The following is a 22,665-nucleotide window of genomic DNA, read 5'->3' on the forward strand; positions in this document are numbered from 1 at the left end:
AGAACCGGTTGGTATTACTGAAAGTCACGATTAAGAACTCTCTGCTCTGCAAAGCATTAATCTTGTGGATTCGGTGAGAAGGTTATTCGTTACACAGCCTGTACAGGGCAAAGTTCATCAGGCAGACGGGAACATCTCTAACAGGCTTACCGCCATTAAGATATTCACCCCCTGAATGATGTCATGCTGTCCCTCAGCTATTTACCTGAACGCATGCGGATATCTTTAAGAGGTAATACAGCCAGCGGAGATGATGAGTTGTCCTGATTCATTTTCAGGGTAGCTTATTTTCTTTTATCATCGATAAAACCGTATCAGAGGCGTTATGCCACGGTTCAAGAACCTGCATCTGCGCAAGAACTTCAAGTCCCTCAAGTTTATAAAGGCCAGATAGTGCAATTTCTTTACCCAGCTCATCCAGACCCGCAGAATTCTTATAGTCTGCATATTCCACGAAGTCCCTGAAGCCGTTGAGGACCAGCCGTCGGGCTATATCCTCTGTCAGCCCTTTCTGCACAAACCAGCTTTGCAAACCTTCTGCGAGGAAGTAGAACCAGCTGTTCATACCCATGCTGGCCGTAGCCAAATCAAATTCTGCTTCATCGGTAAACACAGTTAGCTGGCCTAGCCGGTTAAACAGGGCCTGAATATCATTATCGGCAGCCGTCAGGAGCACACTCGATTGGTTAATTTCAGCGGCGAAGGCGAGCATCAGCCTGACACAGTCAGTATGTCTGAATAAATCACGCAGCTTCTGAGTGGAAATAGCCGGTACAAGAGAAATCAGGGTTTGCGGGCAGCGTAACTGTATCTGAGGCGCTATTTTCCTCAGATAATGATCTTCCCCGCCGAGAATAATGACATCAGCTTCATCGACGACATCCTGGTAACTATCCAGCGTCCAGCAGGGCAGATCTACTGAAAGTTTTCGCGCACGTTCGTTGTTTCCACAAAAAAGAAATATCTGTGAATCCGGAACAGCACGAAACAGCCCCCGTACCAGTTTTTCAGTTAACGCATCCACATCCAGAATACCGATCCTTTTCATCCGTCCCCCGCCATCAGTTCCATTTCGTCATGTTTTCAACGGTGCAAGATCAGCGATGCCTTTGACCCGGTGTGTAGTGAGGCACATCGAAGTTTACTGCTCTTAAAGCGCCTTTTTATCGGTTTCTGACGGCTGCCAGCCGCCTCCCAGCGCCCTGAATGTCGCGACGGCGGCGCGGGCAGACTCTGTCTGCGCCTGTGCTCTGGCATCAGAAATCTGTAAAAGTGTTTCATCATTGTGAAGGACGTCTATCAGGCTTGCCGTTCCCTGCCGGAAGGCGACAAAAGACGACTGGCGGGCACTGGCAAGGGATGCTTCACCTTTGACCAGGGTTGCGGTCTGATTTTCTCGATTAACCAGCGCGGAGAAGGCATTTTCAACATCTTCAGTGGCACGCAATACAGACAGACGATAGGCAGCAAGCGCTTCCGCTTCCTGCCCCTTAGCCTGATCTATCTGAGCATTGATGCGGCCAAAATCAAAGAGCCGCCAGCGGAGTCCCAGCACGCCTGCCGACTGGCTGGCACCGCTGGAGAAGAGGTTATCCCCCGACACAGCTGTTGCGCTGCCGAGTAAGGCACTGAGTGAGAACTTCGGATAATACTCGCTGATGGCGACACCGATACGCGCACTTGAGGCAGCGAGATGACGCTCCGCCACGATAATATCGGGTCTCCGGCGCAGCAGGTCGCCAGGCGTACCCGTTGATGTGATCAGCGGAGCCTGCGGAATGGTCCCGGCTGAAGTCAGCTCAGTGCGATGCGTACCGGCTGGCGTACCGAGCATAACGTCCAGTGCATTCATGGCAGCATCTATTCCTGTAAGGAGCTCCGGCACGGTTGCCTGAACCTGCGCCAGTTCGCCTTCGGACTGCCGGACCTGATATTCGGGAGCCACTCCTTTGCTGTGCAGAAGCTGGACTTTTTCCAGCAGTTCCTGCCGGGTTCTGACCTGAGCGTCAGCAATTGCCAGGCGGGCCTGTAATCCGCGCAAGGTGATATAGATATCGGCAGTCTGGGCAGCAACCGCAAGACGGGTGGCGGCTACGCCCGCCTCTGACGCCTGATAATCAGCCAGTGCTGACTGGCGGCCGCGCCTCAGGCCACCGAAGAGGTCAATCTCCCAGCCTGCATTAAGGTTGGTTTCATAAGCATTGCCGTAGCGGTTGTAATCCGGCGTCGAACTGAGAACCTGCCCCAGCGGGGTTTCAACCGACTGATAAGCCCGTGAAGCCTGTCCGCTGACATTACCCGATGGCAGCAGCGCAGCTGTTGCCGCGCCCAGACCTGCACGCGCCTGCGCCATGCGGGCAGATGCCTGAGCGATATCGAGATTCCGGGCCAGCGCATCCGAAACCAGCCGACTCAGCAGAGGGTCATTGAAGCCATCCCACCAGACGGCAAAGTTAGCCGGGCGGGTTGCGCTTCTCTGCTGCATGGCAGACTGATACCGATCAGGCAGGGGCACGTCAGGACGGTGATAATCTGGCCCGACAGCGCAACCGGCCAGCAGCCCGGAGCTGACCATCAATGAGAGGGTACGTAAGGAGAACATTAAGAGTCCCTGAGATAATCCAGAATCGTGACTACATTACCAAATAGTCACTAGTTGTCAATCTGGCTATCTCGCGGTGCGGTTTCAGGAATGACCAGATCCATGAGCCTCTGCTTTACGGCTTCCTCAGCGGTGCTGTCATCAGCCTGAAGCAGAAACGTGTTTTATCCTGAAATTGTGACTATTGACATTAATAGTCACTGGTCTGAAAATGCGTTCACTGTCATGCTTAATGAATAAGGTAACCTATGCTCAGGCTCAAACCTGCCACCCTTGCTCTCTGCCTGTTGCCGCTGGCCCTGGTGGCCTGCGGCGACCCGTCCGGCGCCGACGATCCGCGTACTCAGCCTCCCCTGGTCAGGGCGGCTACCGTGGTGAGTGCTGCCGATGCCTACCGCGCGTTCACCGGCGTTGTTGTGGCACGCACCCAAAGCGACCTCGGCTTCCGGGTACAGGGTAAAATTCTTGAGCGTCTGGTCGATACCGGCCAGACAGTTAAGCGTGGACAGCCCTTAATGCGTCTGGATCCGGTTGACCTGAGTCTCCAGGCGCAGGCACAGGCACAGGCCGTTGCGGCTGCGCGGGCTCGCGCCAGACAGGCAACGGATGATGAGGCGCGTTATCGCGGGCTGGTCGCTGCAGGCGCTGTTTCTGCGTCGGCGTACGACCAGATAAAAGCCGCCGCAGATTCGGCCAGGGCCGAACTCAGCGCTGCTCAGGCACAGGCCAATGTCGCCCGTAATGCAACAGGTTACGCCGTACTGCTGGCGGATGCGGACGGCGTGGTCATGGATACATTAGCCGAACCCGGACAGGTCGTTGCGGCAGGCCAGCCAGTCGTCAGAGTGGCGAGAGCAGGCCAGCGTGAAGCCATCGTACAGCTGCCCGAGACGCTGCGGCCGGCAATAGGCAGCGAGGCGCAGGCCACGCTGTACGGTTCAGCAAAGCAGTCTGTTTCCGCCAGGCTGCGTCTCCTTTCCGATGCGGCTGATCCTGTAACGCGGACTTTTGAAGCAAGGTATGTGCTTGAAGGCGCGCTGGCCAGCGCGCCGCTCGGCTCCACCGTTACGCTGCATATAGCAGAAGATAAAATGCCCGGTCAGGTATTACAGGTACCACTGGCGGCGATTTATGACCCGGGCAAAGGTGCTGGCGTCTGGGCTATTTCAGGGAAGCCGGCCAAAGTGTCATGGCAATCCGTCCAGGTGCTCGGCCTGGGGGACGATGCAGCCAGCGTAACCGGTGGCCTTCGGCCGGGCGATCAGGTAGTCGCGCTGGGGGCACATCTGCTGCATGACGGAGAAGCAGTGCGAATAGCACCACCCAACAGCGCTACTGCTGCCGGGAGTCAGCCATGAGCAGCGGGCGTTTCAACCTTTCCGCGCTTGCGGTTCGCGAGCGTTCAATCACCCTGTTCCTCATTATTCTGATTACTGTCGCCGGTATTCTGTCGTTCTTCGAACTCGGACGGGCTGAAGATCCGCCGTTTACTGTCAAGCAGATGACCATTATCTCTGCCTGGCCGGGTGCAACCGCCCGGGAAATGCAGGATCAGGTTGCCGAGCCACTTGAAAAGCGTCTGCAGGAGCTCAAGTGGTATGACCGCAGTGAGACCTACACCCGTCCCGGTCTGGCTTTTACCATGCTGTCACTGCAGGACAGCACGCCGCCGTCAGAAGTGCAGGAGGAATTCTATCAGGCGCGTAAAAAGCTGGGTGATGAAGCTAAAAGCCTGCCGGCGGGCGTGATCGGACCGATGATTAACGATGAGTTCTCTGACGTTACCTTTGCGCTCTTTGCGCTTAAGGCGAAGGGGGAGCCACAGCGCGTACTGGCCCGGGATGCAGAATCGCTGCGCCAGCAGCTTCTGCATGTGCCCGGCGTAAAAAAGGTCAACATTATTGGTGAGCAGAGTGAGCGGATTTTTGTCTCGTTCTCTCATGACCGGCTGGCCACGCTCGGTATCTCGCCGCAGGATATCTTTTCCGCACTGAACAGTCAGAACGTTCTGACCCCTGCCGGTTCGATTGATACCAGCGGACCCCAGGTCTTTATTCGTCTTGATGGTGCCTTCGACAAACTGGAGAAAATCCGCGAAACGCCTGTTGTAGCCCAGGGCAGAACGCTGCGTCTCTCGGACGTGGCAACGGTTGAACGAGGCTACGAAGATCCAGCGACCTTTATGGTGCGTAACCAGGGAGAACCGGCTCTTTTGCTGGGCATCATCATGCGTGATGGCTGGAACGGTCTGGATCTCGGTAAAGCGCTGGATGAGGAAACGGCCAGAATCAATCAGGGTATGCCACTTGGCATGACGCTGACCAAGGTTACCGATCAGTCCGTCAACATCAGTTCCGCCGTTGATGAGTTCATGGTCAAGTTCTTTGTCGCCCTGCTGGTGGTAATGGTGGTCTGCTTCGTCAGTATGGGCTGGCGGGTGGGCGTCGTGGTCGCCGCCGCCGTGCCACTGACGCTGGCTGTTGTTTTTGTCGTGATGGAGGCTTCCGGTAAAAACTTTGACCGCATCACGCTGGGTTCCCTGATCCTGGCACTGGGTTTGCTGGTGGATGACGCCATTATCGCCATAGAAATGATGGTGGTGAAAATGGAGGAAGGCTACGACCGTATCAAAGCGTCCGCCTATGCCTGGAGCCATACGGCGGCGCCGATGCTGGCGGGTACGCTGGTTACGGCTGTGGGCTTTATGCCCAACGGGTTTGCACAGTCCACCGCCGGCGAATATACCAGCAACATGTTCTGGATTGTGAGCATCGCCCTGATCGCCTCATGGGTGGTAGCGGTGGTCTTTACGCCTTATCTGGGCGTGAAAATGCTGCCGGAAATCAAAACGGTGGAGGGTGGGCATACTGCCATCTACAACACCCGTCATTACAATCGCTTCCGGCGCGTACTGACTCGCGTTATCGCGAAAAAATGGCTGGTAGCAGGATCGGTTATTGCCATCTTTACCGTCGCTATTCTCGGTATGGGGCTGGTTAAAAAACAGTTTTTCCCTACCTCAGACCGTCCGGAAGTGCTGGTAGAAGTTCAGATGCCTTATGGCACCTCAATCGAGGAGACCAGCGCCACGACTGCAAAAATTGAAGCGTGGCTTCAGAAGCAGAAAGAGGCAAAAATCGTCACGTCCTATATCGGCCAGGGGTCACCGCGTTTTTATCTGGCCATGGCACCCGAACTCCCTGACCCCTCGTTTGCAAAAATTGTGGTGCTGACAGCCAGCCAGGAGGCGCGTGAGGCGCTGAAGTTCCGGCTGCGCGAAGCGGCGGCTCACGGACTGGCACCAGAAGCGCGCGTCCGCGTGACACAGCTGGTGTTTGGTCCCTACTCGCCCTACCCGGTGGCTTATCGCGTTATGGGTCCGGATCCGAACACGCTGCGTCCTATTGCAGACAAAGTGGAGGCGGTGATGCAGGCCAGTCCGATGATGAGAACCGTCAATACGGACTGGGGCCCGCGGGTGCCGACGCTGCATTTCACGCTCAATCAGGATCGTCTGCAGGCCGTGGGTCTGACCTCAAATGCTGTTGCACAGCAGCTTCAGTTCCTGCTTTCAGGCGTTCCGATCACATCGGTGCGTGAAGACATCCGCTCTGTGCAGGTTATGGGACGCGCGGCGGGCGACATCCGGCTTGATCCGGCCAAAATAGCGGGCTTTACCTTAGTCGGTTCCGCCGGTCAGCGTGTTCCGCTTTCACAGATAGGGGAAGTCGGCGTCCGCATGGAAGATCCGATTCTGCGTCGTCGCGATCGCACCCCGACAATTACGGTACGTGGCGATATTGCTGAGCACCTGCAGCCACCGGATGTCTCCACCGCCATGCTCAAAGAACTGCAGCCGGTAATCGACAAACTTCCGGCTGGATACCGTATTGAGCAGGCGGGCTCTATCGAGGAATCCGGTAAAGCGACGAAAGCGATGGCACCGCTGTTTCCGATAATGATCGCCGTGACGCTGCTGATTATCATTCTGCAGGTACGGTCGATGTCAGCGATGGTGATGGTTTTCCTTACCGCCCCACTGGGGCTGATTGGTGTGGTGCCTACGTTACTGCTGTTTAACCAGCCGTTTGGCATTAATGCCCTGGTTGGCCTGATTGCGCTGTCGGGCATCCTGATGCGTAACACCCTGATCCTGATAGGCCAGATTCATCACAATGAGCAGGAAGGACTTGCACCGTTTGATGCGGTGGTGGAGGCAACGGTACAACGTGCCCGTCCGGTGTTGCTGACGGCAATGGCCGCTATTCTGGCATTTATTCCGCTTACGCACTCAGTCTTCTGGGGAACCCTGGCTTATACCCTGATTGGCGGCACGTTAGGCGGCACCGTTATTACGCTGGTGTTCCTGCCCGCGATGTACGCGATCTGGTTCAGAATTCGCCCTGAGACACCGACGCCTGCTGACAAAAAAGCCCTGACCTGATGCTGACGCAGCAAAGGGTGTGAATTCCTGAATAAGGGATTCACGCCCTTTAACCGAGATAAGTGAATGAAGAGGTTTTAACGCATGGTTTTTGAAAATCAAAAGCGAAAAGTCATGACCGGTTACGGCATTGTCAGTGCTTTCGGTTCAGCGATGAAGCATGGTAAGTCTTTCTCACCATGATCGACGACCTGATGCGGTTATTCAACAGGCCGACTGTCACCTGGATAACAGATGTACCCGGGTCTTATTTAACTTAACGAGTAAGATTCCAGTAAAGCATAGAAAAACCCTAAAACTAATCAGAATACCCTGTATGCATCAGAGTTACTTGCAGGGTTATTTCTTCGCGCGCGGATGCCTGTACTGACTGGTTCCGGAAGGTTTAATAAAGCGGAGCGGAATATGTAGATCTCCTGACTTCTTGCCACGTTATCACTACAGGTAATATCTCTTCCTGAAGAAAAAATGGTCAGCCTGCTTCATGCTGAATAATGTTGCTCTTCCATCCATGATTAATTTGCTGCAGCGCCGGTTCTTTCGCTTACTTGCTTGCACATCATCGCATAGAGCCTATGCTTTCCTGTTTCAGGTATACAGGTATGTTTAATGCTTAATTTCGATCCTCAGATGTTGCTGCTGCTTTACTTTGTCCTTCCCGTATGGCTTATCGCCGGTTTCACCGACTGGCTTTGTCACCGGGCTACGGATATTGAAAAGACAACCGGACTGAAGGAGACCTATATTCATATCCTGATGTTTCTGGAGATGGGGCTTCCTTTGCTTTCAGCACTCTTCCTGGATGTGAATGCGCTGGTTATTGGATTTATGATTGTGCTGTTTTTCTGTCATGAAGCTACCGCGCTGTGGGATGTCAGCTATGCCGTTACTGCAAGGCGGGTTTCACCGATTGAACAGCATGTACACAGTTTTCTGGAAATGGTTCCTCTTATGGCGCTGCTGCTGGTCATTTCACGACACTGGCCACAGTTTCTGGCACTGTTTGGTTTCGGAGACGAGCCGGCACGCTTTGAACTGAAACAAAGGACAGATCCCTTGCCAACAGGCTACATCGTGGCTGTGCTTACGGGTATTTTTGTGCTGGAAGTACTGCCTTACCTTGAAGAGTACCGGCGTTCAAAAAAAGCAGCAAAACACGCACGTTAAATGTTTAAAACACTCAATTAAAATGCTGCATGCTGGGTTGTATACGTTGTCCGCGATGAGATCACCGGCACGACCCCAGTCTGGCGTAACACGCGACCGGCTATTTCAGCAGCAGAGAACCCAGTGCCTGAATGACTCAGAGAAACACGGGGTAAACGCCGGATGAGTGTGCAGCGCAGCTGAACCTGGTGCCTTACGCATCACTGGCACCGCAGGCGTTCCCGCACTTCTATACGCTGCGTCAACCCGTCGTGATTGCAGGCATATGCCCCTTCCGCAGGAAATGCAGATAACCTTTTCACGGTGCGCTGGCGGTAGAGCGGACATGCCAGGACGTCTCCTTCTGCCTATCGGGAAAGACGGGCGTAGCGAGACGCCCTGAAAACAGCAGAACGGCAGAGTAAAAGCAGAACAGTGAATCCCATCGTAACCGGAAGAGCCGGTACATCATCGTAAAAAGTCACATCGGCCGCTGCCGGTACCCGCGTCGGAATAATAACCCTCCCGCAATAAGCGAAAGCTGAGGTATGCCACGATGGCCTGCCGTTTTCAGAAATTGAAGACAATGAGACGGGCAAATATCGCCCTCGTGTAAGTTCACACAGAAACGACAGATGGAGGCTATGCAGAAAAAGAGTGTCAGTCGAATGAAAATACAAACGGGGAAAGGCGGAACCCGAAGGCCGGATATATTTTATCCAGGGATCGGGATAATAATAAATGGCGACATGCTGACATAAATCGAATAAATAAGTAACAGGCCGGGCCGTATTTAATACAGCCCGGCCTGCGACGCCAGTATTAACGGATGAATAAATGCAGATCCGGAAACCAGGGGGGTTGATTCCACAGGTGCAGTTATCCGTCAACCGTTATACTGCGTCAATCGCTCTTACGTCCGCCGCCATGGCTATGTTCGCCACCTTTTTTACCGGCTTCAGACGCCTTTTCACGATCGTTGGCGAAATTTCCGCCGCTGTTTTGTCCACCTTTTTTGCCTGCTTCAGAGGCTTTTTCAGGATTTTCTGCAAAGTTACCAGAACCACCGCGATGTTCAGTCATAAATACCTCTCTTTAATCAGTAAGTAATTTTAACTTCCGCGTAAATGGCAGCCGACAATATAAATTTCACGTCAGTCACCATTCAGTAAATAAGCATAGACACTCTAAATGATAATGCAAAAAAAATTAAAGACGAAGCGCTAAATTAAACCAAGCCAGTCGCTGTTGCCGTAACGCTTATTTAAAAAATTTCTTTGCAGACATATAAATATATCACCATCGATTTTTAACGAGACGGCAATAATGTATATGGGGCCCGGCTGGGGCATTTTTCCGGGCCTGAAAAAAGGTCATCGTACGAACATGTCGATAATCAGATGCCGCTGAAATTTACCCGGTAACGCTATAGCGGGCGCACTGCCCGAAAAGCCTGCCTGATCAGGCCCGTTTAAACCCTCTGCGGTTTGATAACACGGGCTGGGTTAATGGGGGGAATTTCCTCATACGCTTTTAGGTTTTCAGTATGAGCGGGCTGAAGCCCGCCCCTGAATACGCCTGTCGTCAGACATATCCCATCATTTTCAGCAGCGACTGCACCTGATTCATCGCTTCGCTGCGGTGGGTGACGCCCAGCTTCTGATAGAGATTGCGGATATGAGTTTTGATGGTGGTGGAGGCCACCGCCAGCTCACCGGCGATTTGATCGTTGCTGTAGCCCGAATAGATCAATCCCAGCACCTGCCATTCACGCTGCGTCAGGGGACTGGTTCGGATCAGCTCCGGCACGTCAGGATGGTTAAGCAATCGGCTGACAAAGCCTTCATCAAAATGAGCGAATTTGTGACGGTGATATTTATTGATCTCCAGCAGGATGCGCCGGGCGCGGTGGCTGTCCAGCTCATTCAGGGTATTCAGCTGAATCAATTGCCGCAGTTGCTGCGCCATCATCTCGCCTTCAATCACGAAATGGCTGATAAAACCGGTGCTGCGCGCCAGTTTCAGCGCCTCTATCAGGACACGCTGCGCCTCCGCTTTGCGGTCGGTCTGCCAGTAGATCTGATTCAGCAGCAGCAGATTACGGTTTAAATCGCTCATCAGGCGCAGGGCACGGGCATTCTCATTCAGCTCCTCCAGCACCACTTCCGCCTGGCTTACATCACCCAGCAGGATCTGCGCGCGGGCGATGTTCCGCCATTGTCCCTGCAGGAAATGGTTATTGGCAAAGGCAGGTTTAGGCGTCTGCCGCATCCAGTCGCGGGCGTTCTGGCTGTCGCCGGTCAACTGCCAGTAAATCACCCGGACTTTGTCGGCATTGGCTATCCAGTCGCTGTGCCAGTTGCCATTGTTCAGCAGGTTTTCCAGCCGGTTCAGGTAGCTGCGAGCGTTATCCAGATTGCCACGGGCCAGTGAGCACTGCACCAGTAATCCCAGACACTGAATCTGCTGCTGCGGCTGGAAACCGTTCAGTACTTTGATGCCTTCCCGGGCCGCCTGCTCCGCTTCTTCCAGTCGTCCCCAGGCCCACAGCAACTGAGCGCGAATGCGCAGCAGAAACTCGTGCAGCGGGAACTGCGCCAGGTGCTGTTCGTCGACCAGCACAAAGGCGCGGCTCTGGATCTCATACGCTGCCTGCAAAAAACCCTGAGCAAACAGAATCTCGCTCTGCTGAATCAGGCTCCAGAGGGCGTAGTGCCAGACTTCATCGCGCCGCGCCATCTGTTCGGTCTGCCGCATCAGTTTGAGTGAATCATCCAGCTCGCCTTTGCAGTGCATCACTTCACCATGCACGGAGGTTGCCACAATGCGGCTGTAGTGACGGCTCGCTGGCAGAGTGTCGAGCGCCACTTTCGCCAGCCGCTCCGCTTCATCGGTATTGCCATCGTTAATCGCCACCTGGGCGCGCAACGCATTAAATTCACCGCGCAGTGCTGCATCGATCTCGCAGCGGCTGGCCTGTTCAAAACGCGCCAGCAGACTGTCGACTTCGGAGAAGCGATGCTGACTCTGCATCAGCCAGGCCTGCAGCAGCACCAGCATTGGATTTTCCAGCATCATCTCCCACGGCAGTGCTTTCAGGGAGTTCTCCAGCAGCGGCAGTTCGCTCTGATTAAACAGCGTCCACGCGTGCTTCAGCAGCACGTCCCGCAGCATAGTGGCGTCGCCAGAGGCGAGCGCATGATGAATCGCCTCGCCTGGAAAGCCCTGCGCCATCCAGCTCTCTGCCGCAGCCCGATGCAGCGCGGGCAGCTCCGCCGCCAGTTCCCACTGACAGCGCTGACGCAGGAAGTTACCAAACAGCGGATGGTAGCTGAACCAGCAGCCGGAATCATCCATGCGCTGCAGAAACAGACCCTGACGCTCAATCTCTTCCAGCCGCATCTGGCCGTTCTCTTCGCGGGTGACACAGGCGATCAGTTCATCGTTCATTGAACGCAGCAGCGCGGTTTTCAGTAAGAAATGGCGGGTAGGCAGATCGACATTATCCAGGACTTCTTCAACCAGATAATCGGAGAGGTGGCTGGCATTAATGCCGGAGAGACGCCGTGCGGAATGCTGAGCCGAACTGGCACCCTGTCGCGCCGACAGTACGATCAGTTGCAGCGCAGTGGCCCAGCCCGCTACATCATCACAGAGCCGGCTGCTCTCTTCACTTTCCAGCGGCGCCGCCAGTCGGCAGTCAAAAAACTGTCGCGCCTCCTGGTGGGTAAAAGCCAGCTGCTGGCTGCCCAGCTCAATCAGTTGCTCACGCACCCGAAGGTTGGCGATACCGAGCTGCGGCAGATTACGTGACATCAGAATCAGCGTCAGATTTTCAGGCTGATGGCGCAGGAAAAAGCGCATCGCGTCGTGGATCACCGAATTGGTAATCAGATGGTAGTCATCAACGATCAGCCATAGCGGCTGCTGCCACTCCACCAGCTCGATAAAGAGTTGAGAAAACAGCGCATTGAGATTCACATACTGCCGCTTCTGCGCCAGCAGTTCACTGCGCGGACAGCCACCGTGGGTGGCCTGTTGCAGTGCAGCAATCAGGTAATCGGCAAAGCGTTCCGGCTGATTATCGCCCTCATCTAAAGAAACCCACCCCAGATCGCTTTTCCCTGCCGCCCACTGCGACACCAGTGTGGTTTTACCGTAGCCCGCCGGACTGGTGACCAGCACCAGCCGATAGTTACCGGCAGCGGTGAGTTTTTGCAGCAATCTCTCCCGAATCACAGTGCCTTCAAGACGCACCGGGCGGCTGAGTTTAGCGGGTATTAACATGGGCGCGCGTTTCTCCATTTGTCGAGCGCATCATTATTTTACGCTTCGTAATTATTCCTTACACAGGTTCAGCATTTCGTCAGATGAATGCAAGCAAACCCATTAATTAAACTTTACAAAAGCGTGCGCAATCACACTCCTTCAACGATTTCGGATTAGCCTCATCCTCTCCACCCTCCCCATCCTCCTCCGCTAATTCTTTGCAGGAGGATGAGCGAGGGTTTCCGCGCGGGCAGACTGTCGCCACATTGACCCATTTTCCGTTTTTACAGGACATCAACCATGACACAGCCCGATTTCAACCCGATTCAGTTCAATGCGGCCCTGACCCGTCAGTGGCAGCGTTTTGGCCTTCGCGATGCGCAGGAGATGACCACGACACAGTGGTGGCAGGCACTCAGCGGTGCGCTGGCCGATATGCTGGCCGCGCAGCCTGCTCCCCCGGCCCCGACAGAACTGCGCCATGTTAACTATCTGTCGATGGAGTTTTTGATCGGTCGCCTGACCGGCAACAACCTGCTGAACCTGGGCTGGTATGACGCGGTCAACGAGGCCCTGGCCGCCTGGGATATCTCACTCACTGACGTGCTGGAAACCGAAACCGACCCGGCGCTGGGTAATGGCGGCCTGGGTCGTCTGGCAGCCTGTTTCCTGGATTCCATGGCGAATGTGGGTCAGCCCGCTACGGGCTACGGTCTGAACTATCAGTACGGTCTGTTCCGCCAGCGCTTCGAACAGGGCGCGCAGATTGAAGGCCCGGATGACTGGCAACGCGATCGCTACCCGTGGTTTAACCATAACGCCGCGCTTAACGTGCGAGTCGGACTGGGCGGTAAAGTGGTGACGGTTGCGGGTCAGCCACAGTGGCAACCGGCGTTTGAACTGCTCGGTGAAGCCTGGGATCTGCCGGTGGTGGGTTATCAGAATGGTATCAGCCAGCCACTGCGTCTATGGCAGGCGAAACATGCCCAGCCGTTTAACCTCAGTCGCTTTAACGACGGCGACTTTCTGCGCGCGGAGCAACAGGGTATTGATGCTGAAAAACTCACCAAAGTGCTCTACCCCAATGACAATCATCAGAACGGTAAAAAACTGCGTCTGATGCAGCAATATTTTCAGTGCGCGTGCGCACTGGCTGACATTCTGCGTCGCCATCATCGGGCCGGACGCAGCATCGAAACCCTGGCCGATCATGAAGTGGTCCAGCTTAATGACACCCATCCGACGCTGGCCATCCCGGAGCTGATGCGTCTGCTGCTGGATGAGCATCAGCTGAGCTGGGATCGCGCCTGGCAGATCACGCAGCACACCTTTGCCTATACCAACCACACCCTGATGCCGGAAGCACTGGAGTGCTGGGATGTGCGTCTGGTGCGTAGCCTGCTGCCGCGCCATATGATGATCATCAATACCCTTAACGCGCAGCTAAAAACGGCTGTCACGGCGCGCTGGCCAGACGATGAAGCGAAGTGGGCCAGACTGGCGCTGGTGCATAATAACCAGCTGCGGATGGCGAACCTCTGCGTGACCAGCGGGTTCGCGGTCAACGGTGTGGCGGCGCTGCACTCGAAACTGGTGGTGCAGGATCTCTTCCCGGAATATCACCAGATGTGGCCGGAGAAATTCCACAACGTGACCAACGGCATTACGCCGCGCCGCTGGATCAATCAGTGCAACCCGGCGCTGAGTGCCCTGATCACCCGGACATTGCAAAAACCCTGGCTGAACGATCTCGATGCCTTGCAGGGGCTGGAAGCCTTTGCGGATGACGCCGCCTTCTGCGCGGAATATCGCGCCATTAAGCAGCAGAACAAAGTCGCGCTGGCGCACTGGGTGAAACAGCGGACCGGCATTGAGATTGACCCCACTGCGCTGTTTGACGTACAGATCAAACGACTGCATGAGTACAAACGTCAGCATCTGAGCCTGCTGCACATCATTGCGCTGTGGCAGACGCTGGTCACCGATCCACAGGCTAACCGGACGCCGCGCGTGGTGCTGTTTGGAGCCAAAGCCGCGCCCGGCTATGCACTGGCGAAAAACATCATCTATGCCATCAACAAAGTGGCCGGGGTGATCAATCAGGATCCCCGCATCGGTGACCGTCTGAAAGTCGTGTTTATTCCCGATTACAACGTTTCCGTCGCCGAGCGGCTGATTCCCGCCGCCGACCTTTCCGAGCAGATCTCCACTGCCGGTAAAGAAGCGTCCGGCACCGGGAATATGAAGCTGGCGCTGAATGGCGCACTGACCATCGGCACACTGGATGGAGCGAACGTTGAGATCGCTGAGCAGGTCGGCAGCGAAAACATCTTTATCTTCGGGCATACCGTGGAGCAGGTGGTGGCGTTAAAAGCCAGTGGCTATGCTCCGGCGCAGTGGCGTAAAAAAGATCCGCAGCTCAATCAGGTCTTACAGGTGCTGGAAGATGGCACCTTCAGCCAGGGCGACTGCCACGCCTTTGATGCGATGTTGCAGAGTCTCGGCCCGGAAGGCGGTGATCCTTATCTGGTACTGGCTGACTTCCAGCCCTACCTTGACGCACAGGCGCAGGTAGAAGCGCTGTGGAGCGATCAGGAGGCCTGGACACGTGCCACCATCCTCAATACCACACGCTGTGGCATGTTCAGCTCCGATCGCGCTATCCGCGATTACCAGCAGCGCATCTGGCAAGCGAAACGCTAAGGAACGCCATGAAAACAGATCCGGTTATGGACGATTTCTCCCGGGCGGGCATCGCCGCTGAGTATATCAATGCTCACGGCAAGCCACAGGCGATCCCGACTCTGACCCGCCAGCGTTTGCTGGCGGTGATGCAGCCTTCCCATTCGCTGAGCACGCCGCTGCCACCGGTGGTGATTTTTCGCAGCGGCGATCTGCTGAGCCTGTCGCCACAGCTCGCTGACGATGCCCACTGGCATCTCACCAGTGAAGCGGGTGAAATCAGCTCAGGTCGCTGCCAGCCCGCTCAGCCGCTGCATCTGCCGCCGCTGCCGGAAGGCTATCATCAGCTGACGCTGCAACAGGGCGCGCAGCAGTGGTCGTGCCGGATAATAATTGCCCCGGCCCGCTGTTATGAACCCCCGGCCCTGCTGGCAGGTGAGTCATTATGGGGCGCCTGCGTGCAGCTCTATACCCTGCGTTCGGCGGAAAACTGGGGAATAGGCGACTTTGGCGATCTGCGCCGGATGCTGCCGGAGGTCGCTGCACGCGGCGGCGCGTTTATCGGTCTTAACCCTATCCATGCGCTGTTTCCCTCCAGCCCGGAGAGTGCCAGCCCTTACAGCCCCTCGTCCAGGCGCTGGCTCAATGTTCTCTACATCGACGTGGGCGCAGTCACTGATTTCCGGCAGAGCGCTGCCGCTCAGGCCTGGTGGCATCGTCCGGAAACAGAGCAGGCGCTGGAGCAGGCTCGCGCAGCAGAATGGGTCGATTATGCGGCGGTGACCCGGATGAAAATTGACGCGCTGAGGCTGGCGTGGCCGCAGTTTACTCAGCGTGACGCCAGCGATCCCGAGGTGCAGGCGTTTAATAGATTTATACGTGAAGGAGGCGAGAGTCTTCAGCATCAGGCGCTGTTTGATGCGCTGCACGCCGATCAGATAGCGCAGGATAGTGAGCGCTGGGGCTGGCCGGTGTGGCCGGAGGCGTTGCAGGATCCCGGCAGTCCGGCCGTGCAGGCCTTCCTGCAACAGCACGCCGATCAGGTGCGCTTCTGGCTCTGGCTGCAGTGGCTGGCCGCGAAGCAGTTTGCCGACTGCTGGGACATCTGCCAGCAGCAGCAGATGCCGATTGGACTTTACCGCGATCTGGCGGTGGGTGTTGCGCAGGGTGGTGCAGAGACCTGGAGCGAGCGCGATCTCTACTGCATGGATGCCAGCATCGGTGCGCCGCCCGATATTCTCGGCCCGCGCGGCCAGGACTGGGGATTGCCGCCCATGGATCCGCAGGTGATGCGTCAGCGCGCCTGGGAGCCATGGATCGCCCTGCTGCGCGCCAGCATGCGCCACTGCGGCGCACTGCGCATTGACCATGTGATGGCGCTAATGCGGCTGTGGTGGATTCCGGCCGGTGAGCGTGCCATGCACGGTGCTTATGTGCACTATCCCATCGACGATCTGCTGGCGATTCTGGCGCTGGAAAGTCAGCGTCATCGCTGCATGGTAATTGGTGAAGATCTCGGTACGGTGCCAGAAGCGATTGTCGATAAGCTGCGCGATGGCGGGGTCTACTCCTATAAGGTGCTCTATTTTGAGCAGGAGTCAGGCCAGCGTTTTCGTCCGCCCGCCGAATGGCCACGGCAGGCAATGGCGGTCGCGACCACTCACGATCTTCCGACGCTGCGTGGCTGGTGGCAGAGCGATGATTTGACCACCGGCGCGCAACTCGGCCTCTATCCCGACAAAGTGGTGCTGGCCGGGCTGTATCAGGATCGGCTGCGGGCGAAGCAGGCGCTGCTGCAGAGTCTGCATCGGGTCGGTGCCCTGCCGAAACGTGCCGGGCGCGATGCACGTCGCACCGGCATGAGCAAGGCATTAAACCGGGCGATGCAGCGCTATCTGGCTGATAGCCACAGCGCCCTGCTGGGACTGCAACCGGAGGACTGGCTGGATATGGCGGCGCCGGTCAATATTCCGGGCACCAGCGATGAATATCCGAACTGGCGACGCAAGCTCAGCGCCACGCTGGAAACGCTGTTCAGCGATCCTGCCACTGACACGCTGCTGCGTGATCTGACGGCACGCCGAAAGCGACTACTGCGCGATTGAAGGTTAACGCGCGACTCAGATTCGTCTCTGACGCAGCCTGTTTTACATAATTTTCAGTTATTACAGCGTGCGGGCCGCCAACGGCTCGCACTCTGCTACTGTAATCAGCGCCTCTCAACAGTGATAAGATCACCCTGAGCACGAGCGTCTGAAAAACAAACCGGATTCTGTTCAGGATTTAATGAATTTAAGCATTTATCTTCGCCCAATCCTGGGATTGCTTTAACAGCAATGCCCTGCAATCAGGAGCTCTTTAACAAAAAAAGGTGCGCCGCAGCGCACCAGATGGAACAACATCAGTATTGTCGGGGCAGTTTCACCCCTTGCCTTTAACACTACTGATAAAGGTCTGCCGGGCAGAGGTGGAACCCAGCCGCTCGGCTTCATCCAGCAGTTTCAGCGCCTTATCGATATTACCGCTGTTCACCGCCTGTCTGATCTTCTGGTTAAAGTAACTCTCGGTATCGCTCATGATCGGTTCCGCACGGGCTTTTGGCGCGGGCGCTGCTGAGGGTGCAGGCGCCGGTGCTGCGCTGTACGCGGACGCCGGTGCGGTATTGCCGACGGTCACCGCGCTCGGGCCGGATGAACCAAACAGCGGCCCGACCAGAATGGATGAGCCGGAGCTGGTCTGCATCTTCAGCTTGATTGTCCCTTCCCGGCTGTGGCGGGCGACGGGATCGGGAATATCCGGTACCGCATGACCGGTGCCCTGGGCGTAGGCCTTGGCCGGGTCAAGCAGCGTGGTGGTTTGTGTCAGATCGCTGTCGGTGGTGAACACCAGCAGGTAGATTTTTTGCTGACCCAGCGCCGGGGTTAATTTCATCACCCCTTCCAGCCGATCTGCCGCCATCACGCCCGGCTTCTGATAGGTAAAGTAGCGGCTGGGGAACCAGGCCGCAGGACGCAGGTTTTCATCCAGCACCAGCACGTTCGGTGCGAAAACCTGACCGTTCGCCACTTCACTGCTCAGCGTGAGCGTCAGTTCGCCGATATTGGCGGGCAGACTGTAGGCCGCGACCGGACCGGCAATGTGTGGCGCATTCAGCGTCTGTCCGCTGTTAGCAAGTTTTGTGGTCTGTGTCTGAGAAGCAGCCAGCGGTTGCCAGCTCAGGCGTTGCAGTGTCTCGGGTGCCACGACCGGTGCGGACGAGAGATCCTGCGGCACCAGATTGACATCCGCCAGGGCGGGAAGCGCGTGTCCTGTCAGTAACGCCGCACTCAGGCAGAGTGCAGCCAGTTTTTTCATTTTCATTATGTCTACCTTATTGCAGGTCGCGGCGTGAACCAGGCAATGGCACACCGCGACCAAAGAGATCCATCAGGCGCAGGCGCGCCTGTCAGAAAAGGTGCTGGCTTACCACCAGATTTCCATCTGCGCGCCGAAGGTCACTTCATCGTCTTTACCACGGCTGTTGGTCAGGATGCCGTTGCCGCTGGTGTCCGCAGAGGCGAAGGTGGTGAGATCGCCTGAGTTATCTTTGTTGTAACCCCACTTTTCATCCCATTTGGCGTAGGTCGCGAACAAACGCAAAGCCGGACGTGACCAGATGCTGTCGCCCGCCTGCCACTGCTGCGCCAGCGTTACTTTGTACTGGCCGTTGCGCTCGTTAGCCTGCTGCGATTTGACGTTGTCGTAGCCCAGTTCCAGCAACGTGCTCATAATCGGCGTCCATTTGTACATCGGACGCACACCCACGGTGTACCACTCGGTGCCGCGGTTGTTGTCCAGATCGATGTTCTGGTACATAGCGACGTACATCAGATCCCAGCTTTCGGCCAGTGAGATCGCACCGTGGTCGAGGATGCGATACATGTCACCATTGTTGTTGAGGCTGGTGCCCTGCGGCACGCCTTTGCCCTGAGAGGTCAGCGCATCGGTGGCATATTGCAGCACGAATTTGTTGTAGCCCTTCAGCATGCTCTGGGTATGTTCAGCAGTGAACATCCAGCCATCTTTAGAGGCACCCTCTTCCAGACGATAGTCGTCACGGGCGTTGGCACGACCGTAGTCGACACCCAGCTCCAGCACGCCGTTGGTGTTGGTTTCCAGACCGGCCAGACGCACATCAAACACGTCGTTGGCAGTGCTGGTGGCGAAGTCACGGATACGATCGCTGGAGAAGGTGTAAGAGCCGCCCGCTTCAGACGAACGGGTTGCGGCGAAAGAGAGTTTACCGAAGCCGAGATCGACATCTTCCAGACCGGCACCTGGGCCCGAGATATCCCAGTAGTAGAAGTCGATCATATGGACGTCATGACGCTGATAGAAACGCTTACCGGCCCAGATGGTAGAGCCTGGCAGCGCGTCGATCAGGTTTTTACCTTTTACGTTGGCTTCACGGAAGGCGGGCGATGTGGCTTCCCAGTCATTCTGCTGTGCCACGGAGTAAGCCACGTTGGTGTCGAAATAGAAGCTTTTGTCGCCCTCTTTCCACACTTCCTGGCCTAACTTCAGTTCGGCGTAGGTTTCACATTCGTTGCCCAGACGGTATTTACTTTGGGCGCCGGTGGCCTGGAAACATTGCTGTTCACCACCGCTGCCGGTCCAGCCAATGCCGGAACGGGCGTAACCGGTAAAATCAACCGCCATCGTCGGGGCGGAGAGGGTTCCCACCGCGACGGCAACGGCGATGGGAAGTTTGCGCAGAGTTAACATTTTCTATCTCCTGAGGTCATTGCTTTTATTGTTTTTGGCAGGGCTATACACCCGGCTCCTGATACAGCCTGCGGCACGCGCTCCCGTCCTCGCGGAACAGGTGACAACGCTCGGGCGGCAGGCCAATACCGAGGATGGCGCCCTCTTTTACCAGCACGACGTCCTCCTGGCGGTAGACCAGGTTCTGACGGATAGCGGGAATCTCAATGTGGATCTGTGTTTCATGCCCCAGCTGTTCCACCACCTGCACTTCCCCTTCCAGGGTGACGTCGGCGATATCGCTGGAGAGCAGATGTTCCGGGCGAATACCCAGTGACATGTTGCTGCCGACCTGCACACCGGCGCTGTCAACCGGCAGCCAGACCAGCTGCTGATTCGGCAGCCGCACCTGAACCTGATCGATGGCGGTGGCGGTCACTTTGACCGGCAGGAAATTCATTTTTGGTGAGCCGATAAAACCGGCGACAAAGCGGTTGGCGGGATAGTGGTACAGCTCAAGCGGCTTGCCGACCTGCGCAATGCGTCCGGCGTCCAGCACCACGATTTTGTCGGCCAGCGTCATCGCTTCGATCTGATCGTGGGTCACGTAAATCATGGTGCGCTTCAGGCGCTTATGCAGACGGGAGATCTCAATCCGCATCTGAACGCGCAGCGCGGCGTCAAGGTTCGACAGCGGTTCATCCAGCAGGAAGACGCGCGGTTCCGCCACCAGCGTGCGGCCAATCGCCACGCGCTGACGCTGCCCGCCAGAGAGGGCTTTAGGCCGGCGATCGAGCAGATGCGCCAGTTGCAGAATCTCCGCCACCTGATTAACCCGCTGCTGGATCTCCGCTTTTTTCACCCCGGCCAGTTTCAGGCCAAAAGACATGTTCTCTGCCACCGACAGATGGGGATAGAGCGCATAGGACTGAAACACCATGCCGATGCCGCGTTCGGCGGGCGGCACTTCATTCATGCGCCGCTCGCCGATTAACAGCTCGCCGCTGGTGATGGTCTCCAGTCCGGCAATCATGCGCAGCAGCGTCGACTTGCCACAGCCTGATGGGCCGACGAAAACAACAAATTCCCCTTCACGAATAGTGAGATCGATATCTTTCGACACCACCGTATCGCCCCAGGCTTTCGTGACATTGCGTAACACAACGCTCGCCATGATCCCTTCCCTCTTAGCTGCATAGTCGTGTCTGCCCAGCGGCAGACGAGTTCCGGGGCTCACTATGCAAGAGGAAACAGAAGGTAACATCCTCCACCGCAATGCAATCCACTGGGGGAGGAGGCGGGAGGAGGAGAAACGCGGGCTGACGCCGCGGCCCGCACGCTGCCGCGCTTTTTTGTGATCGCTAACGCAGACCCGCAGGAATTTTTGCCGCGTAAGCGCCCGCTTAAGGGGCTTTTTGCCAGCGCGATCACAGCGGCAGGCCGAGGGGCGTAGAGCAGAGGAGGATGAGAAGCCCTGGCGGATAAGCACAATGATGCCGGTACAGCATTCACCACTTCCGCTAACAGGATGGATTTATGACGATGAAAACCGGAGCAAGAATTCTGGCCCTTTCTGCCCTCTCTGCCGTGCTCTTTTCGGCCAGCGCGATGGCAAAAATTGAGGAAGGTAAACTGGTCATCTGGATCAACGGTGACAAGGGCTACAACGGCCTTGCCGAAGTGGGTAAGAAATTTGAGCAGGAGACCGGCATCAAAGTTACGGTCGAACATCCTGACAAAATGGAAGAGAAGTATCCGCAGGTCGCAGCGACCGGCGATGGCCCGGATATTATCTTCTGGGCACATGACCGTTTCGGCGGCTATGCGCAGTCCGGCCTGCTGGCTGAGATCACGCCGGATGCCAGCTTCCGCGAGAAGATTTTCCCGTTCACCTGGGACGCGGTGCGCTTTGACGGCAAGCTGATTGGCTATCCGATTTCCGTTGAGTCGCTGTCACTGATCTACAACAAGAAGTTACTGCCGAACCCGCCAAAAACCTGGGAAGAGATTGCCGGTCTCGACAAGCAACTGCGCGCCAAAGGCAAAAGCGCCATCATGTTTAACCTGCAGGAACCCTACTTCACCTGGCCGCTGCTGGCCGCAGGCGGGGCTTACGCCTTTAAGCTCACCGACGGTCATTATGACGTGAAAGATGTCGGCGTCGATAACGCCGGAGCTAAAGCGGGCATGCAGTTCCTGGTCGATCAGGTTAAAGCCAAAACCCTGAATGCGGACACCGATTATTCGATTGCTGAGGCCGCCTTTAACAAGGGCGAAACCGCCATGACCATTAATGGTCCGTGGGCGTGGGGCAACCTCGACAAAAGCGGCATCGACTATGGCGTCACCGAATTGCCAACCCTGAACGGTAAACCGTCGAAAGCTTTTGTCGGCGTGCTGAGTGCCGGGATCAACGCCGCCAGTCCTAACAAAGAGCTGGCGAAAGAGTTCCTGGAGAATTATCTGCTGACTGACACCGGTCTGGAGGCGGTCAACAAAGATAAGCCGCTGGGTGCCGTGGCGCTGAAATCTTTCCAGCAGACGCTGGAAAAAGATTCGCGTATCGCCGCCACCATGAACAACGCCCGTCAGGGTGACATCATGCCAAATATCCCGCAGATGGCGGCATTCTGGTATGCGATGCGCACCGCCACCCTGAACGCGCTGGGCGGTCGTCAGAGCGTCGACGCCGCACTGAAAGATGCTCAGGCTCGTCTGAAGAAGTAATTCTCCCCTTGCAGCCGGGGCAACCCGGCTTGAGTGACCGTTAAGGAAAACC

13 protein-coding genes are annotated in these 22,665 nt (G+C 56.4%); 6 read left to right on the plus strand and 7 right to left on the minus strand.

What is annotated here, in order from left to right; all coding sequences use genetic code 11:
- Window positions 1-274 precede the first annotated feature (274 nt).
- Together FOV68_RS11655 and FOV68_RS11660 are read right to left on the minus strand one after the other, a co-directional pair.
- Window positions 275-1,048 carry a pyrroline-5-carboxylate reductase gene (locus FOV68_RS11655; RefSeq protein WP_143990906.1) on the minus strand — a complete coding sequence of 258 codons (774 nt, stop codon included), beginning with the start codon at window positions 1,046-1,048 and terminating at the stop codon, window positions 275-277.
- A gap of 102 nt (window positions 1,049-1,150) precedes the next feature.
- On the minus strand, window positions 1,151-2,602 hold the full coding sequence (locus FOV68_RS11660; protein ID WP_143990907.1) for an efflux transporter outer membrane subunit: 1,452 nt from the start codon (window positions 2,600-2,602) through the stop codon (window positions 1,151-1,153).
- A 248-nt stretch (window positions 2,603-2,850) separates the two neighbouring features.
- Here FOV68_RS11660 and FOV68_RS11665 point away from each other — a divergent pair, with 248 nt between their 5' ends.
- From FOV68_RS11665 to FOV68_RS11675, 3 genes are all read left to right on the plus strand, one after another.
- Window positions 2,851-3,960 carry an efflux RND transporter periplasmic adaptor subunit gene (locus FOV68_RS11665; RefSeq protein ID WP_143990908.1) on the plus strand — a complete coding sequence of 370 codons (1,110 nt, stop codon included), beginning with the start codon at window positions 2,851-2,853 and terminating at the stop codon, window positions 3,958-3,960.
- Window positions 3,957-7,046 (plus strand): efflux RND transporter permease subunit, encoded by a 3,090-nt coding sequence (locus tag FOV68_RS11670; RefSeq protein WP_143990909.1) that lies wholly within the window; start codon window positions 3,957-3,959, stop codon window positions 7,044-7,046. Before FOV68_RS11665 ends, FOV68_RS11670 begins: the two co-directional genes overlap by 4 nt.
- A 609-nt stretch (window positions 7,047-7,655) precedes the next feature.
- Window positions 7,656-8,213, plus strand: a complete 558-nt coding sequence (locus FOV68_RS11675; protein ID WP_064702955.1) for a hypothetical protein — start codon at window positions 7,656-7,658, stop codon at window positions 8,211-8,213.
- An 882-nt stretch (window positions 8,214-9,095) separates the two neighbouring features.
- Here the strand turns inward: FOV68_RS11675 and FOV68_RS11680 are convergent.
- Together FOV68_RS11680 and malT are read right to left on the minus strand one after the other, a co-directional pair.
- Window positions 9,096-9,275 carry a general stress protein gene (locus FOV68_RS11680; protein ID WP_031592455.1) on the minus strand — a complete coding sequence of 60 codons (180 nt, stop codon included), beginning with the start codon at window positions 9,273-9,275 and terminating at the stop codon, window positions 9,096-9,098.
- A 501-nt stretch (window positions 9,276-9,776) separates the two neighbouring features.
- Window positions 9,777-12,479: an HTH-type transcriptional regulator MalT gene (gene malT / locus FOV68_RS11685; protein WP_143990910.1), complete on the minus strand. Its 2,703-nt coding sequence runs from the start codon at window positions 12,477-12,479 to the stop codon at window positions 9,777-9,779.
- Between the two features lie 282 nt (window positions 12,480-12,761).
- Between malT and malP the strand changes: the two genes are divergently transcribed.
- Window positions 12,762-15,164: a maltodextrin phosphorylase gene (gene malP, locus FOV68_RS11690; protein WP_143990911.1), complete on the plus strand. Its 2,403-nt coding sequence runs from the start codon at window positions 12,762-12,764 to the stop codon at window positions 15,162-15,164.
- 8 nt (window positions 15,165-15,172) lie between these two features.
- The gene (malQ, locus tag FOV68_RS11695; protein ID WP_143990912.1) at window positions 15,173-17,248 is read left to right on the plus strand and encodes a 4-alpha-glucanotransferase; all 2,076 of its coding nucleotides are present in this window, start codon (window positions 15,173-15,175) and stop codon (window positions 17,246-17,248) included.
- Window positions 17,249-17,564: 316 nt separating this feature from the next.
- Here the strand turns inward: malQ and malM are convergent, their stop codons facing one another.
- The 3 genes from malM to malK all read right to left on the minus strand — a co-directional run bounded on the left by malM (window position 17,565) and on the right by malK (window position 21,060).
- Window positions 17,565-18,503, minus strand: a complete 939-nt coding sequence (gene malM, locus FOV68_RS11700; protein ID WP_039388987.1) for a maltose operon protein MalM — start codon at window positions 18,501-18,503, stop codon at window positions 17,565-17,567.
- Window positions 18,504-18,605: 102 nt separating this feature from the next.
- The gene (locus tag FOV68_RS11705; RefSeq protein WP_143990913.1) at window positions 18,606-19,907 is read right to left on the minus strand and encodes a maltoporin; all 1,302 of its coding nucleotides are present in this window, start codon (window positions 19,905-19,907) and stop codon (window positions 18,606-18,608) included.
- Between the two features lie 43 nt (window positions 19,908-19,950).
- Complete coding sequence (gene malK, locus FOV68_RS11710; protein ID WP_039388984.1) at window positions 19,951-21,060, minus strand: maltose/maltodextrin ABC transporter ATP-binding protein MalK; 1,110 nt, start codon at window positions 21,058-21,060, stop codon at window positions 19,951-19,953.
- A gap of 362 nt (window positions 21,061-21,422) precedes the next feature.
- Between malK and malE the strand changes: the two genes are divergently transcribed.
- On the plus strand, window positions 21,423-22,613 hold the full coding sequence (malE, locus tag FOV68_RS11715; RefSeq protein ID WP_031594249.1) for a maltose/maltodextrin ABC transporter substrate-binding protein MalE: 1,191 nt from the start codon (window positions 21,423-21,425) through the stop codon (window positions 22,611-22,613).
- Window positions 22,614-22,665 lie beyond the last annotated feature (52 nt).

The organism is Pantoea sp. paga (genome assembly GCF_007558755.1).
Taxonomy (GTDB): domain Bacteria; phylum Pseudomonadota; class Gammaproteobacteria; order Enterobacterales; family Enterobacteriaceae; genus Pantoea; species Pantoea agglomerans.

Coding starts and splice junctions, on each gene's coding strand:
- FOV68_RS11675 (WP_064702955.1), top strand. CDS start 7,656: ATGCTTAATTTCGATCCTCAGATGTTGCTGCTGCTTTACTTTGTCCTT.
- FOV68_RS11655 (WP_143990906.1), bottom strand. CDS start 1,048: ATGAAAAGGATCGGTATTCTGGATGTGGATGCGTTAACTGAAAAACTG.
- malP (WP_143990911.1), top strand. CDS start 12,762: ATGACACAGCCCGATTTCAACCCGATTCAGTTCAATGCGGCCCTGACC.
- malE (WP_031594249.1), top strand. CDS start 21,423: ATGACGATGAAAACCGGAGCAAGAATTCTGGCCCTTTCTGCCCTCTCT.
- malM (WP_039388987.1), bottom strand. CDS start 18,503: ATGAAAATGAAAAAACTGGCTGCACTCTGCCTGAGTGCGGCGTTACTG.
- FOV68_RS11670 (WP_143990909.1), top strand. CDS start 3,957: ATGAGCAGCGGGCGTTTCAACCTTTCCGCGCTTGCGGTTCGCGAGCGT.
- FOV68_RS11665 (WP_143990908.1), top strand. CDS start 2,851: ATGCTCAGGCTCAAACCTGCCACCCTTGCTCTCTGCCTGTTGCCGCTG.
- malK (WP_039388984.1), bottom strand. CDS start 21,060: ATGGCGAGCGTTGTGTTACGCAATGTCACGAAAGCCTGGGGCGATACG.
- FOV68_RS11680 (WP_031592455.1), bottom strand. CDS start 9,275: ATGACTGAACATCGCGGTGGTTCTGGTAACTTTGCAGAAAATCCTGAA.
- malQ (WP_143990912.1), top strand. CDS start 15,173: ATGAAAACAGATCCGGTTATGGACGATTTCTCCCGGGCGGGCATCGCC.
- FOV68_RS11705 (WP_143990913.1), bottom strand. CDS start 19,907: ATGTTAACTCTGCGCAAACTTCCCATCGCCGTTGCCGTCGCGGTGGGA.
- FOV68_RS11660 (WP_143990907.1), bottom strand. CDS start 2,602: ATGTTCTCCTTACGTACCCTCTCATTGATGGTCAGCTCCGGGCTGCTG.
- malT (WP_143990910.1), bottom strand. CDS start 12,479: ATGTTAATACCCGCTAAACTCAGCCGCCCGGTGCGTCTTGAAGGCACT.